Annotated in this window: 15 protein-coding genes; all 15 read left to right on the forward strand. The window is 32.5% G+C overall.

Annotated features, from left to right (window positions below; all coding sequences use genetic code 11):
- Positions 1-227 precede the first annotated feature (227 nt).
- The 15 genes from FJR47_RS00885 (at position 228) to FJR47_RS00955 (ending at position 14,660) form a co-directional block, all read left to right on the forward strand.
- A complete protein-coding gene (locus FJR47_RS00885) occupies positions 228-518 on the forward strand; it encodes a GIY-YIG nuclease family protein (protein WP_152298614.1) in 291 nt (96 codons plus the stop codon).
- Positions 519-836: 318 nt separating this feature from the next.
- Complete coding sequence (locus FJR47_RS00890; protein WP_152298615.1) at positions 837-1,154, forward strand: MarR family EPS-associated transcriptional regulator; 318 nt, start codon at positions 837-839, stop codon at positions 1,152-1,154.
- Positions 1,151-2,041, forward strand: a complete 891-nt coding sequence (rfbA, locus tag FJR47_RS00895) for a glucose-1-phosphate thymidylyltransferase RfbA (protein ID WP_152298616.1) — start codon at positions 1,151-1,153, stop codon at positions 2,039-2,041. The genes FJR47_RS00890 and rfbA overlap by 4 nt, the downstream gene beginning before the upstream one ends.
- 40 nt (positions 2,042-2,081) lie before the next feature.
- A complete protein-coding gene (gene rfbC, locus FJR47_RS00900; RefSeq protein ID WP_152298617.1) occupies positions 2,082-2,660 on the forward strand; it encodes a dTDP-4-dehydrorhamnose 3,5-epimerase in 579 nt (192 codons plus the stop codon).
- 33 nt (positions 2,661-2,693) lie between these two features.
- Entirely contained in the window at positions 2,694-3,572 is an 879-nt protein-coding gene (gene rfbD / locus FJR47_RS00905; protein WP_152298618.1) for a dTDP-4-dehydrorhamnose reductase, read from the forward strand.
- Entirely contained in the window at positions 3,572-4,825 is a 1,254-nt protein-coding gene (locus FJR47_RS00910; protein WP_152298619.1) for a dTDP-glucose 4,6-dehydratase, read from the forward strand. The genes rfbD and FJR47_RS00910 overlap by 1 nt, the downstream gene beginning before the upstream one ends.
- A complete protein-coding gene (locus tag FJR47_RS00915) occupies positions 4,822-5,895 on the forward strand; it encodes a DegT/DnrJ/EryC1/StrS family aminotransferase (protein ID WP_152298620.1) in 1,074 nt (357 codons plus the stop codon). Before FJR47_RS00910 ends, FJR47_RS00915 begins: the two co-directional genes overlap by 4 nt.
- On the forward strand, positions 5,892-7,076 hold the full coding sequence (locus FJR47_RS00920; RefSeq protein ID WP_152298621.1) for an ATP-grasp domain-containing protein: 1,185 nt from the start codon (positions 5,892-5,894) through the stop codon (positions 7,074-7,076). The genes FJR47_RS00915 and FJR47_RS00920 overlap by 4 nt, the downstream gene beginning before the upstream one ends.
- Positions 7,063-8,217 (forward strand): Gfo/Idh/MocA family protein, encoded by a 1,155-nt coding sequence (locus FJR47_RS00925; RefSeq protein WP_188093730.1) that lies wholly within the window; start codon positions 7,063-7,065, stop codon positions 8,215-8,217. The genes FJR47_RS00920 and FJR47_RS00925 overlap by 14 nt, the downstream gene beginning before the upstream one ends.
- Positions 8,214-9,725: an oligosaccharide flippase family protein gene (locus tag FJR47_RS00930; RefSeq protein ID WP_152298623.1), complete on the forward strand. Its 1,512-nt coding sequence runs from the start codon at positions 8,214-8,216 to the stop codon at positions 9,723-9,725. Before FJR47_RS00925 ends, FJR47_RS00930 begins: the two co-directional genes overlap by 4 nt.
- The gene (locus FJR47_RS00935; RefSeq protein ID WP_152298624.1) at positions 9,725-10,663 is read left to right on the forward strand and encodes a WavQ; all 939 of its coding nucleotides are present in this window, start codon (positions 9,725-9,727) and stop codon (positions 10,661-10,663) included. Before FJR47_RS00930 ends, FJR47_RS00935 begins: the two co-directional genes overlap by 1 nt.
- 53 nt (positions 10,664-10,716) lie before the next feature.
- Positions 10,717-11,553: a glycosyltransferase family 2 protein gene (locus tag FJR47_RS00940; RefSeq protein ID WP_152298625.1), complete on the forward strand. Its 837-nt coding sequence runs from the start codon at positions 10,717-10,719 to the stop codon at positions 11,551-11,553.
- A 72-nt stretch (positions 11,554-11,625) separates the two neighbouring features.
- On the forward strand, positions 11,626-12,627 hold the full coding sequence (locus FJR47_RS00945) for an EpsG family protein (RefSeq protein WP_152298626.1): 1,002 nt from the start codon (positions 11,626-11,628) through the stop codon (positions 12,625-12,627).
- Positions 12,628-12,639: 12 nt separating this feature from the next.
- On the forward strand, positions 12,640-13,590 hold the full coding sequence (locus tag FJR47_RS00950) for a glycosyltransferase family 2 protein (RefSeq protein ID WP_152298627.1): 951 nt from the start codon (positions 12,640-12,642) through the stop codon (positions 13,588-13,590).
- Positions 13,587-14,660 carry a glycosyltransferase family 4 protein gene (locus FJR47_RS00955; RefSeq protein WP_152298628.1) on the forward strand — a complete coding sequence of 358 codons (1,074 nt, stop codon included), beginning with the start codon at positions 13,587-13,589 and terminating at the stop codon, positions 14,658-14,660. The genes FJR47_RS00950 and FJR47_RS00955 overlap by 4 nt, the downstream gene beginning before the upstream one ends.
- The last annotated feature ends 2 nt before the right edge of the window (positions 14,661-14,662 follow it).

Genomic DNA, 14,662 nt, shown 5'->3' on the forward strand with positions numbered 1-14,662 from the left:
CGAAGTGAAGAATCTCGCTTGAACTGCGACATAGACTCTTCCCTCGCTACGCTCATTCAGAGTGACGGTGGAAGACAGAGACTCTTCACTCGCTACGCTCACTCAGAGTGACGGTGAGTAGTCATCCTGAGCACCCATTTCCGTCATCCTGAGCGAAGTGAAGGATCTCCCTCATAAACTCAAGTCAAAATTTTGTTATAATTTACAAAACTCAAAAAGGCAAACACTTGCAAAAACAACCTGCTGTCTACATACTTACCAACAAGTCAAATAATGTTTTGTATGTAGGCGTTACATCTGATTTGATCAAAAGAATTTATGAGCATAAAAATCATGTCATGGAAGGCTTTACTGCAAAATACAATGTAACAAAGTTAGTATATTTTGAGCTTTGTGACGAGATGGAAACAGCAATCACAAGAGAAAAAGTTCTCAAAGGATGGAAAAGAAGCAAAAAAGTAAGCCTCATTGAGAAAGAAAATGCAACTTGGCAAGATTTGTATGAGGATTTGATATAACAGACAGAGACTCTTCCCTCGCTATGCCCACTCAGAGTGACGAGTGTCCGTCATCCTGAGCACCCTTTCCCGTCATTCTGAACGAAGTGAAGAATCTCGCTCGAACTTCAACAGAGACTCTTAACTCGCTACGCTCACTCAGAGTGACGGGTGTCCGTCATCCTGAGCACCCCTTCCCGTCATTCTGAACGAAGTGAAGAATCTCTCTCCCTCGAACTTTATCCCAGATTATTCACATGCCAAAAAAGTAAAAACAAAGCATAAACCATGTACAATTCATATTTTGAATTAGAGCATAAAATTTATTAGGATTAAACATTGACAAACGAAGAGTTAGAACTTTCTATTTTACGAAGCTTGGGAAGAGTGACTACCCAAAAAACTTTGGCGGATGAGCTTGGTTATAGCGTGGGCAAAATCAACTATGTCTTAAAAGCACTCGGCGCAAAAGGGCTTCTTAAAGTAGAGAATTTTTACAACAACCAGAACAAAAAACAGTACCGCTACCTTCTGACTCCAAAAGGGTTGGAGGAGAAAATCTCGCTTACGCAAAAGTTTATCAAAAGAAAAAAAGAGGAGTATGAGATGCTCCAGAGGGAGCTTGCAGCAATGAAATTAAAAGGAGTAAGTAAATGAAAGGCATAATCTTAGCAGGGGGAAGCGGGACACGACTTTATCCGATTACAAGAGGGGTTTCAAAACAACTAACTCCTATCTATGATAAACCGATGATTTATTACCCTTTGTCTGTTCTTATGTTAGCAGGCATTAAAGAAGTGCTTATCATTACAACTCCGCAAGATCAATCGTCCTTTCAAAATCTTTTAGGTGATGGAAGTGATTTAGGTATGAGATTTGAGTATGTTGTTCAACCATCTCCGGACGGTCTTGCACAAGCATTTATCTTAGGCGAAGAGTTTTTAAATGGCGATGATGCTTGTCTGGTTTTGGGTGACAATATCTTCTATGGTCATGGACTAACCGAGCTTTTAGCACAATCAGTAAAAAATGTACAAGATGAAAACAAAGCAACTGTGTTTGGTTACTATGTAAGCGACCCAGAGCGTTACGGCGTGGCAGAGTTTAATGACAACGGCGATGTGATAAGCCTAGAAGAGAAACCAAAAAATCCAAAATCAAATTACGCTGTAGTAGGACTGTACTTTTACCCAAATGATGTCGTACAAAAGGCCAAAGAGGTAAAGCCATCAGATAGAGGTGAGCTTGAGATCACAACACTCAATGAGATATACCTCAAAGAAGAGAGACTTAAAGTAGAACTTATGGGAAGAGGTTACGCTTGGCTTGATACCGGAACTCATGAGAGTTTACTAGAAGCAAGTCAATTTATCCAAACTATTGAAAATCGTCAGTCACTTAAAGTGGCATGCCTTGAAGAGATAGCTTATGAGATGGGATATATCTCAAAAGAAAAGTTACTAGAACTTGCAGAGCCTCTAAAGAAAAACCAATACGGTCAGTACCTTATAAGCAGAGCCAACCAACCAAGAAGGATGGTTTAATTATGAATGTTGAATGTTTAATTTTGAATTGGGATATCAAATGCAATTTATAAGAACAGATATAGAAGATGTAGTAATTATTGAACCAACTGTTCATGGAGATAGCAGAGGATATTTTGTAGAAACATTTAGAGCTGATAAACTAGAAGAGTTTTTAGGTTATAAAATAAACTTCTGCCAAGATAATGAAAGTAAATCTAGCAAAGGTGTTTTAAGAGGACTTCACTATCAGCTTCACCCCGCAGCTCAAACAAAACTTGTAAGAGTAATCCAAGGAAGAGTTCTTGATGTAGCAGTTGATATAAGAAAAAACTCTCCTACATTTGGACAGCATGTAGCAGTAGAACTAAGCAGTGAAAACAAAAAACAACTGCTAGTACCAAGAGGTTTTGCCCATGGCTTTGTAGTGCTTGAAGATGATACTATATTTGCTTATAAAGTAGACAACTACTACTCTCCAGAGAATGATAGAGGCATAGCATTTGATGATGCTAGCTTAAACATCGACTGGATTTTAAACCACGATGAACTAAAACTTTCCCCTAAAGATACCAAACAGCCAAAGTTGAGTGAAACCAATGATCTGTTTGAGTATGGAGTAGACTACTACAATGTTTAATTTTGAATGCTTAATTTTTAATTGGGGAATAAGATGAATGTATTAGTTACTGGAAGCAATGGTCAAGTTGGAAGTGAAATTAAAGAATTAATTCAACATTCAACACTCAACATTCAAAATTATGATTTTTATTTCACTACTTCACAAGATTTAGATATTACAGATTTTGATTTAGTTAAAAAACATATAATAGATAATCAAATAAAAATCATTATAAATTGTGCAGCATATACGGCGGTAGACAGAGCAGAGAGCGAGCAAGAACTAGCAGACAAGATAAACCATCTTGCAGTAAAAAATCTCGCTCAGTTATCCAGTGAGTTTGGCATCAAACTTATCCATATATCAACTGATTATGTTTTTGACGGAACAAACTACAAACCATACACAGAAGATGATGCAACTAGTCCACAAAGTGTCTATGGAAAAACCAAACTAGATGGGGAACGAGCAATACAAGAGATAAGTCCTGCAAATTCTATCATTATCAGAACTTCTTGGGTATATAGCTACTACGGAGCAAACTTTGTAAAAACTATGCTTCGTCTCGGAAAAGAAAAAGAATCTTTAGGAGTTATCTTTGACCAAGTTGGTACACCAACCTATGCAAAAGACTTAGCAAAAGCCATCTTGGAAATAATCCCAAAAATTCAAAATTCAAAATTAAGCATTTATCATTATAGCAACGAAGGTGCTATTAGTTGGTACGACTTTGCAAAAGAGATAATGAAGATGGCAAAAATTCCTTGCCAAATCAACCCAATAGAAACTTTCCAATATCCAACACCAGCTTCAAGACCTCATTACTCTATATTAAATAAAGCAAAAATAAAAAAAGAGTTTAATATAGAAATACCATACTGGAAAGATGGTTTAGATGATTGTTTAAAAAGATTAGGAGAAAGAAAATAATGAAATCAATTTTATTAACAGGAACAGCAGGATTTATAGGCTCAAACTTTGTGCCATATTTCCTTGAAAAATATCCAAACTACAACCTAGTAAACTTAGACCTGCTTACATACGCAGGAGACTTACAAAACTTAAAAGAGTGTGAAAATCATCCAAGATACAAGTTTATCAAAGGTGATATCTGTAACCGTGAGCTTGTTGAGTTTATCTTCAATGAATACGATATAAGAGGTGTTATTCATTTTGCAGCTGAAAGCCATGTAGATAACTCCATCAAAAACCCAGGTGTGTTTGTACAAACAAATGTAACAGGTACTTTTACTTTAGTAGATGTAGCATATAAGTATTGGATGGAGAAGCCATTCGTGTATAAAGAGCGATTTCTAGTAGATTCTTCACATTCGTTCAGAATGACGGATAGTAGTCACTCTGAGCCAAATCATCGTCATCCTGAGCCTTCTTCCCGTCATCCTGAGCCTTCTTCCCGTCATCCTGAGCGAAGCGAAGGATCTAACCTACCCCGTTTCCATCATATCTCAACTGACGAAGTATACGGAACACTAAACGAAACCGATCTGTTCACAGAAAAAACCCCATATGCGCCAAACTCTCCATACTCAGCTTCAAAAGCTTCAAGCGATATGATCATAAGAGCTTACAATGAAACATATGGTTTAAACACAGTCATCACAAACTGCTCAAACAACTACGGACCCAAACAGCATGATGAAAAACTAATCCCTACAATTATAAGAAATGCCCTAAAAGGAAACCCAATCCCAATCTACGGAGACGGAAAAAACATAAGAGACTGGCTTTATGTACTTGACCACTGCAAAGGAATTGACTTAGTCTACCATAACGGCAAAAAAGGTGAAACATACAACATCGGCGGAAGAAACGAAAGAACAAACCTTCAAATAGTAGATAAGATTTGTGAAATATTGGATGAAAAAGTGCCTTTAATCCGTCATTCTGAGCAAAGCGAAGAATCTCTTCGAACTTCAACAGAGACTCTTCACTCGCTACGCTCACTCAGAGTGACGAACCTTTGTCATCCTGAGCAAAGCGAAGGATCTAGCTACAAAGATTTAATAACTTTCGTAGAAGATAGAGCAGGACATGATAGAAGATATGCGATAGACGCTACAAAACTTGAAAACGAGCTTGGTTGGAAAGCAGATGAGAATTTTGATACAGGGATTGTTAAGACTATTGAGTGGTATTTAAACAAATATGGAATAACTAAATGATAAATGTTACAAAAACATATCTACCAAACAAAGAAAAGTACAAAAAATATATAGATGAAATCTATGAAAATGGTTGGCTTACAAACAATGGTCCACTTGTACAAAGACTTGAAAAAAGACTTGCAGAATATTTAGGAGTAAAAAATATAGTGTTGGTTTCAAATGGTACAGTAGCACTTGAGATAGCTTATAGAACTTTAGGATTAAAAGGTTTTGTGATAACGACACCTTTTAGTTTTGTAGCGACTACAAGCTCACTTGTGACAAATCAGCTATTGCCGATTTTTGCAGATATTGACCAAAATTCATTTAATCTTGACCCTAGAAATATAGAAAAACTTATTACACCAAATACATCAGCGATACTTCCTGTTCATGTATTTGGAAATGCTTGTGAAGTAGAAGATATAGAGCAAATTGCAAAGAAGCACGACCTTAAAGTGATTTACGATGCAGCCCATGCTTTTGATGTGAAGTATAAAGACCAAAGTGTACTAAACTATGGAGATATATCGACTCTTAGTTTTCATTCAACTAAACTTTTTCACAGTATAGAAGGTGGAGCTTTGATTATCAATGATGATGAACTTGTACAAAAAGCAAGATATCTCATAAATTTTGGTATAAAAAATGCCGAAGAGATACCGCATCTCGGTACAAATGCTAAAATGAATGAATTTGAAGCAGCGATGGGGCTTTGTGTGCTTGATGATATAGAAGAGATAAAACAAAAACGAAAAGTAATAGTAGAAAATTATTCAAAAGAATTAAAAGGTTTAGTTCAATTTCAAGAGCAAAATGAAAATGCCACAGAAAACTATAGTTATTTTCCTGTAGTTTGTGATAGTGAAGAACAGCTTTTAAAGGTACAAAAAGCACTGGGTGAAAAAGATATTTTCCCACGAAGATATTTTTATCCATCGCTTGATACTTTAGAATATATCGAACCTAAACAAGAGTGTAAAATTTCAAGAGATATAAGTAAAAAAATACTTTGTTTGCCAATTTATGCAGAGTTGGAAAAAAATATTCAAGAAGAAATTATAAAAATAATCAAGGATACCATTTGAAAAATATACTTTTATGCGATGCTAATTTTTGTGTTTTACCTATTGTTCAATCAATTATGTCAAAAAATCATATTTTAAGTGTTGTTGGCTCACTTTTGAGTGATCCAGCTCATCATGTAGCAGATAAATCAGTTCCTATTAATTATGCTGATGTAGATTTGTTACACAAGCATATTATTGAAAATAAGTATGATTTTATTGTCCCAGGATGTAATGATAGGTCATATCTTTCTTTGGCGGAAATAGCTGAAAAATTAAATTATTCAGGTTTTGATAAATACGAAACAGTTTTGACTGTTCATCATAAAGATAAATTTCGAGCTTTTGCAGAAACGAAAAATTATCCAGTACCAAAAGCTGTGAATGATATCTCAAAAGTTAATACTCTGAATTTTCCAATCATTATAAAACCAGTTGATTCATTTAGTGGCAAAGGTACAAATAGAGTAGAAACTTTGCAAGATGTAGAAAAATATTGGAATGAAGCAAAAGAGTTTTCAAAAACAGGTGCAGTTGTAGCTGAAGAGTTTGTAGAAGGAAAACTTTATAGTCATTCGGCATTTATCAAAAATAAGAAAATAGTTGTTGACTTTTTTGTCAATGAATACTGCACGGTGTATCCTTATCAAGTTAATAGTTCAAATGTAGCTTCTGAACTTAACCAAAAAATTCAAGATGGACTTCGAGAATGGACAGAGCAATTCGCACAAGATTTAGACTTAGTGGATGGTTTAGTTCATACTCAATTTATTTCAGATAATAAAACTTTTTCACTTATAGAGATAGCTAGAAGATGTCCAGGAGATTTATATAGCCAATTAATAGAAAAAAGTACTGGTGTGAACTATGCTGAACTTTATGCTATTCCATTTATTGGTGAGGAACTTCCAGATATTGTAGAAAAAAAAGAAAATAAATTTATGTCACGACATACGGTTAGTGTAGATAAAGAGTGTATTTTTATAAGTTCAGGTGTCAATCTTGATAATAAAAATATTCAAAATGTTCAGCTTAAATACAGTGGACAAAAAATGAAACCAGCACCATTTGATAAGTCTGGAATATATTTTATAGAACACAATAGCACTAAAGAGATGGAAGATAAAACAGAAAAATTAAAAGACTATATTGTCATTGAGACTTTAGATATTTCAAAAAAGGATGATAATGCAAAATTATAAAGAACCTTTGAAACTAGCTTTTATAGGTGGTGGAATCGATTCAGCAATAGGATACACTCACTATATAGCTTCACAAATGGATCATCTTTTTAGCGTAAGTGCTGGATGTTTTAGTAGAAAAGAAGACATTAATCAAAAAACTGCTTTAACTTGGGGTGTTGAAGAAAATCATCTTTATTCAAATTGGGAAGCACTTTTAGAAAATGAAGTTAAAAATGTAGATGCCATCGTCATATTAACCCCTACACCAAATCACTATGAAATGATTATGAAAGCTCTTGATTTGGGTTACTCTGTTATCTCAGAAAAAGCACTTGCTACAACCTATCAAGAAGGACTAGAAATAACCAAAAAAGTGGATGAGAAAAAAGCTTTTTTCGCAGTTACTCATAATTATACTGGTTATCCAATGCTTCGTGAACTTCAAAATATGATTCAAAATGATAAACTTGGAAAAATCACAAATATAAATATAGAGATGCCACAAGAGAGTTTTTCACGACTTGTCAATGGCAATAAACCAACACCTCAAAGTTGGAGACTTACCGATGGCAAAATCCCTGCTGTTTCACTTGATTTGGGTGCTCATTTACAGCATATGGTTTATTTTTTAACAAATCAAAATCCAACTGAATTGGTAGCAGACGAGACAAGTTTTGGATGGTTTCCACAAGTGGTAGATAATGTCTCTTGTATAGCAAGATATGAAAGTGGAATGAGATGTCAAATGTGGTTTGGAAAATCTGCGATTGGTCATAGAAATGGTCTAAGAGTTAGAATTTATGGTACAAAAGGAAGTGCTGAGTGGTTTCAAATGAATCCTGAAGAGTTATTATTTCAAACTATAGATGGTGGTAGAATGATAATAGATAGAGCTTCATCAAACATTTGTATATCCAATCTACCAAGATATACAAGATTTAAAGCAGGTCATCCCGCTGGTTTTGTAGAAGCATTTGGAAATCTTTATTTTGATATAGCGGAAAAGTTAAGACAGTATAAAATAGATGCTAATCATAAAATTAATTGGTCTTATGATGCTATGCAGGCAACGATTGGTTTGGAAGTGTTTGAAGCAATTCAAGCATCTTCAAAAGAAAACAGATGGGTAAAATTATATTTTATGGATAAAATAGTTTGACAAAACAAATAAGCCTCAAAAAAAACACCATAGCTAACTACATAGGGCAGTTTTATACTATGTTCATAGGTATCTTTATGCTTCCTTTTTATTTGGAGTATTTGGGTGCTGAGGCTTATGGATTGGTTGGTTTTTTTACGATGATTATGTCATGGATGGCATTGCTTGATTTGGGACTTTCTACGACCTTAGCGAGAGAAACGGCAAAGCTAAAAGATAAAGTAACTGGTCTTTTTGAACTTAAAAAAATCACACTGAGTGTAGAAGTTTTTTTCATGGCTATATCTGTTGTGATTTTTAGTGCTATATTTTTTGGTAGTGGATGGATATCTACTCATTGGCTAGATGTAAAAGAGCTTTCTTATGAAACAGTAGAGAGTACTATAAAAATCATGGCTTTTATGATAGTTTTGCGATGGTTTGTAGGATTGTATCAAGGAAGTATTATAGGCTTTGAGCAACAAGTTTGGCTAAATATTTATAAAGTAAGCATTGCCACATTAAAATTTTTGGGAGCATTTTTACTGATAGTTTATGTGAGTGATGATATTGTTGATTTTTTCTATTATCAGTTAGTTGTAGCAATCATTGAGTTTGTCATCATTAAACTAAAAATAAATAGCTATATGAAAGTATCACAAAAAGTATCTCCATCTTTTGTGACACTTAAACAGATAGCTCCTTTTGCTCTAAGCATTGCTTATACATCGAGTATTTGGGTTTTTATCACACAACTTGATAAGCTTATGTTGTCACACTATTTACCGCTTCATGAGTACGGTTTTTTTACCTTGGTGGTCGTGGTGGCTAATGCCATCTTGCAACTTTTTCAGCCTATAGGACAAGCAATCCTCCCACGAATGACATCACTGCTATCAAATGGGAAAGAAAAAGAGATGATAGAGCTTTATCATAAAGCAACACAGATTGTAAGCATTATAGTGCTTGCAGTAAGTGGAATGGTAGCCGTCTTTTCGTATGAGCTGTTGTACTCTTGGAGTGGAAATATCGAAGCTTCTACATGGGCAGCACCGATACTGTTTTGGTATGCTCTAGGAAACGGTGCGGTGGCATTACTCTCTTTTCAGTACTATATGCAATACGCTCATGGCAACCTAAAATACCATGTCAAAGGCAATACCTATTTTGGATTTGTCCAAATCATCATCGTTGCATTGGCAGTTCATTTTTATGGAGCTTTGGGAGCTGGAATAGCTTGGTTTGGGCTTCAGACATTTTTTTTACTATGGTGGCCTGGGTATATTCATAGCAAATTTGCTCCAGGGATTCATAAAGACTGGATACTTAAAGATATATTGCCTATTTTAGCAATGAGTATGGTTTATTTGGTGATTGTAAAAAATAGTGCTATTAGTTTTAGCGAAGACAGACTGACACTATTTCTGACATTAATTGGTTTGGGAGTTGTTTTGTTGGTTTTAAATACAGTTGCATCACAAGAAGGAAGAAAAGTTATGAATAGAATTATTTTGAGAAGAGGTGTTTGATGGAGTATAAAAAATTAAAATTTATAGTATATGCTCCACCTTTCAATGAAAATAGTGGCGGAGTTATGGCTTTGCATAAGCTTTGTGATTTATTAAATGAATCTGAAGAAACAGCGTACTTATATCTTGAATTTAGAAAGCCATTGATTACAGATCATGAAAGTTTATTAATGAAGATATTATACCCATTGAGATTATTTAAATATTATTTTTTGAAATTTGTTCCCACTTCTTATGGTAAAAATTTATTTTTAAATACACCAAGAATTATTTATGGTATAAAAAAAAATATTGATAATACGGTAGTTATTTATCCTGAGATAGTATCAGGCAATCCACTTGAAGTTAAAAATGTAGTAAGATGGCTATTACATAAGCCAGGATTTCATACAGGAGAAATAAATTATGGTAAAAGTGATATTTACTTCTTTTATCAAGTCATTTTTAATGATCCAACCATTAATCCATACGATGATCATTTACTATCAGTATTATGGGTAAGGGATGACATATATAAAAAAACAAATTTTGGTGAACGAAAAGGTATTTGCTATATGCTTCGCAAAGGCAAAAATAGAAAAATAACTCATGATACTGAAAATTCAATTTTATTAGATGGAAAATCTCATGGTGAAGTTGCAAAGGTTATGAATGAATGTGAGTATTTTATATCATACGATATGGAAACTATGTATTCACAATATGCAGTTCTTTGTGGTTGTAAGTCAATTGTTATTCCTGAAAAAGGTGTTTCAAAAGATGAATGGCAACCTAAAAAAGAGTTTCAATATGGAATAGCTTATGGATTTGATGATATTGAAGAAGCTGAAAAAACAAAACATTTAGTTTATGATGTTTTAAAAAAAATAGAAGATGAATCTAATCAGTCAGTTAGTAAATTTGTAAATAGAATATATACATTAGTAGGTAAAAATTAAATGCAAAATAAACTTGTCTCAATAGCTATGATAACAAATAATGGTGAAAAAATATGAAAATTTATGGCGTAGTTGTTTTGTATAATCCTGATGAATCTATAATAAAAAATATAAATTCGTATCTTAATAGTTTAAAAAAAATTTATATAGTTGATAATTCTGAAGAAAAAAATATTGATTTAATAAATAGAATAAAAGAAATATCTTACAAGTGTGAATACATAGATAATTATGGCAATAAAGGAATAGCTCATGCTTTGAATGTTGGAGCAAAATTAGCTATAAAGAATGGAGCTGATTGGTTGTTAACAATGGATCAAGATACATCATTTAATAATAATGATTTAGAAAAAACGACAGTAGAGTTATTTGAAATAGATATAAATAAAATAGCAGTAGTAGCACCCAGTCACTACATAGGAGATGATACAAAACCTTTTTACAATGAAATAGTAATGACTTCTGGAAATTTATTAAATTTACATCTATTTCAAAAAATAGGTGAATTTGATGAAAAGTTATTTATAGATTCTGTGGATACAGAATACTGCTTAAGAATATATAGTATGGGATATAAAATAAAAAGAATTTCATCTATTATATTAAAACATAATCTTGGGGATATTAAAAAATACAAAATATGTGGTATAAAATTTCGACCTACTAATCATACATTCATTCGTAGATATTATATTGTTAGGAATAGATTTTATACATGGGATAAGTATAAAAATTTATATCCAGCTTTTGTTAAATGGGAAAAAATAGCAACATTTAAACAATTAATAAAAATTATTTTGTTCGAAAAAGATAAATTAAAAAAGATTATATTTTCATTTAGAGGTTATTTTGATTATAGGAAAGGCAGATTTGGTAAATATGAAAAATAGTGTATATTTAATTTGTGATTTTTTTTCTAAAGTCAAAGATAAAATCAAAATAACTATTAAAAGGTTTGTGTATTGATAGCAAGCAAAAACTTAACTATTTCTCATGAAACAGTTATTTTAATTTTTATGGGAATTATATTGATTTTAATTGCTGGACTTAGGCCATTAGAATATTTTGCAGACGCATCTAACTATCTTAATAAAATTTATAATAATGGTGGCATTTTTGACACGGAACCAACCTTTTGGTTGATTAATCAGTTTAATCAACTTTTACTGGGTGGTAAAGAACAAATATTCTTTTTGATATATGCTGCCTTAGGTGTTTCTATTAAAATATTAGCAATTAAAAAACTATCCTTAGTTCCTTTATTAAGTATTTATTTATATATTTGTTTATATTTTTTATTACACGAAATGGCACAAATTAGAGTCGGGGTTGCAAGTGCAGTTTTTTTATTAGCAATACCTGATATTGTAAATAAGAATTTTAAAAGTTATTTATTGAAAACTGTCATTGCAATAGCTTTTCATTATTCGGCATTAATAATGATTGTTTTTTATTTTATCAGTTTTAAAAAAATCAATAAAAATATATATTATTCATTACCTATACTTGGTTTAATTCTGGCACTTGCTCCTAACTTTATTTTCAGTATTCTTACTTTTTCTGCGTCTATACTGCCTTCAATGTTATCTAATAAAATAATTATGTATTTAAATTTTTCAAAAGATGGCATCCATAGTGACATTCATATCTTTAATATTTACATAGTGTCGTTATTAATTATTTATTATTTTAGTCTTTTTAATCTCAAAAAATTTGAATCAAAGTTAAATACTCTTTTGGTTAAATTTTTAGGATTGCAACTTTTTATTTTCTTTGCTTTTTCTTGTATGCCGGTATTTGCATGGAGACTATCAGAATTTATAGGTATTTCTTTAGTGATTTTAATCCCTCATTTGATTTTTATTTTTAAACAAAAGATTTTTCCTATTATGTTTATTATTGTGTGGGGCGGGGTTTATTTTTGGTATGTCAATGTAAATTTAAATTTAATAGTAAAATTTTAAAAAGGAAACAACTTGCTCAAAACATTTGATATAGTAACAGTAAATTGGAACTCAGGAGAGCAATTAAAAGATTGTGTAGAGTCTATACAAGAAGCGGAGTTTAGCAATTGTATTTTAAACAAAGTCGTGGTTGTTGATAATGATTCAAAAGACAACTCTTTAGAACTTATAGAAGCCTTAAACTACGAAAAATTAGAAATTATAAAAAATCAAGACAATTTAGGTTTTGGAAAAGCCTGTAATATTGGAGCCAAAAACTCTCAAAGTGATTTTATACTTTTTTTAAATCCGGATGCGATGGTGTATGAAGATACATTTAAAAAACTGTTTGAGTATATAAAGCACAACGATACAAAAGATGTGGCAGTTTATGGTGTGCAGCTCATCGGTGATGATGATAAAGTGCAGAGAAATTGTGCAAGGGTTCCATCGCTTAGTAGTTTTATAAATCGCTCTTTAGGCTTAAATAAACTAAATCCAAAGCTATTTCCATCTTATACTATGCAAGAGTGGAATCATTTGAACACTAGAGAAGTCGATCAAGTGATGGGTGCTTTTTTTATGATCAAAAAAGATATTTTTGAAAAATTAAATGGATTTGATGAAAGGTTTTTTGTCTATTATGAAGAGTTAGAGCTGTCAAAACGAATTAAAGATGCTGGTTATAAAACAGTTTTTGTGTCAGAAGCACAAGCCTACCATAAAGGTGGAGGAACTTCTGAGCAAGTGAAAGCGAAAAGACTGTTTTACAACACAAGAAGCCGCCTTATTTATGGGTTTAAACACTTTGGTTTTTTTAGAGGTCTTTTTTTGATGATTTTTACTTTTTTATTTGAGCCTTTGACAAGAACGGCTTTTTCACTTATAAAAGGCAAATACAGTGAGATTTTGGAAAATTTTAAAGGATTTTATATGCTTTACCTAGATAGCTTTAGTATTGTAAAACAAGGGCTAAAAAAGTGAATGAAGAGATAAAAGTTTTAGTTTTAACAAAGTATGATGCAAAAGGGGCTAGCAGCAGGCTTAGAAGTATTCAGTATTTTGATGGATTGGAAGCAAATGGTATAAGCATAGAGCATTCTCCTTTGTTTGATGACATCTATTTAGAAAATCTATATAGTGATAAAAAGATAAGCAAGGCATATGTTTTTAAGCGATATTTTAAAAGGATGATCAAGCTTTTTAGTTCTAAGGGTTATGATCTGCTTTGGATAGAAAAAGAGCTGTTTCCTTGGATTCCTTTTAATGTTGAGGGGTTATTGAAAGTGCTTGGCATAAAATATATCGTTGATTATGATGATGCTATATTTCATAACTATGATCAACATAGATTAGGTGTTGTAAGATTTTTACTATCTTGTAAAATACCAAATGTGATGAAAAATGCTGCTTTAGTAACTGTTTGCAATAGCTATTTAAAGCAAAAAGCTATAGACTCAGGAGCTAAAAGAGTTGAGCTGATGCCGACGGTAGTTGACTTAGATAGATACAAGGCTGTTAGTGAAGCGGATAATGACATTTTAACCATTGGGTGGATCGGCACTCCAAAGACTGAAATGTATATTATGGAACTATGTGATGTATTTGAAAAAGTTTCTCAAACGATTGATATCAAAGTTGTAGTCATAGGCGGTAAAAATTTCCATTCTGATAAGTTTAGCTATGAGATACTGCCTTGGTCTGAAGAGAGAGAAATTGAGTATCTACAGCAAATCGATGTGGGCATTATGCCGTTGTCAGATACGAACTGGGAAAAGGGCAAATGTGGTTATAAGCTTATACAGTATATGGCTTGTGGAAAGCCTGTCGTTGCTTCTGCTATTGGTATGAATTGCGAAATAGTGGAAGAAAATAAAAATGGATATTTGGCATCAACAAGTCAAGAATGGATAGATGCATTTATAAAATTATCAGACAGTAAATTAAGAGTTGAACTTGGCAAAAAAGCTAGAAAAGATGTTGAAGAAAAATATTCTTTGCAAAATACTTTGGCTAAGAGAGTGAAATTTATAAAAGATTCTTTTGAAAGGTAGTG

It is taken from the genome of Sulfurimonas xiamenensis (genome assembly GCF_009258045.1).
GTDB lineage: Bacteria > Campylobacterota > Campylobacteria > Campylobacterales > Sulfurimonadaceae > Sulfurimonas > Sulfurimonas xiamenensis.

Bases quoted from the DNA above. Each gene is read 5' to 3' on its own strand.
- rfbA (WP_152298616.1), top strand. From the start codon at position 1,151: ATGAAAGGCATAATCTTAGCAGGGGGAAGCGGGACACGACTTTATCCG.
- rfbC (WP_152298617.1), top strand. From the start codon at position 2,082: ATGCAATTTATAAGAACAGATATAGAAGATGTAGTAATTATTGAACCA.
- rfbD (WP_152298618.1), top strand. From the start codon at position 2,694: ATGAATGTATTAGTTACTGGAAGCAATGGTCAAGTTGGAAGTGAAATT.
- FJR47_RS00910 (WP_152298619.1), top strand. From the start codon at position 3,572: ATGAAATCAATTTTATTAACAGGAACAGCAGGATTTATAGGCTCAAAC.
- FJR47_RS00915 (WP_152298620.1), top strand. From the start codon at position 4,822: ATGATAAATGTTACAAAAACATATCTACCAAACAAAGAAAAGTACAAA.
- FJR47_RS00925 (WP_188093730.1), top strand. From the start codon at position 7,063: ATGCAAAATTATAAAGAACCTTTGAAACTAGCTTTTATAGGTGGTGGA.
- FJR47_RS00935 (WP_152298624.1), top strand. From the start codon at position 9,725: ATGGAGTATAAAAAATTAAAATTTATAGTATATGCTCCACCTTTCAAT.
- FJR47_RS00940 (WP_152298625.1), top strand. From the start codon at position 10,717: ATGAAAATTTATGGCGTAGTTGTTTTGTATAATCCTGATGAATCTATA.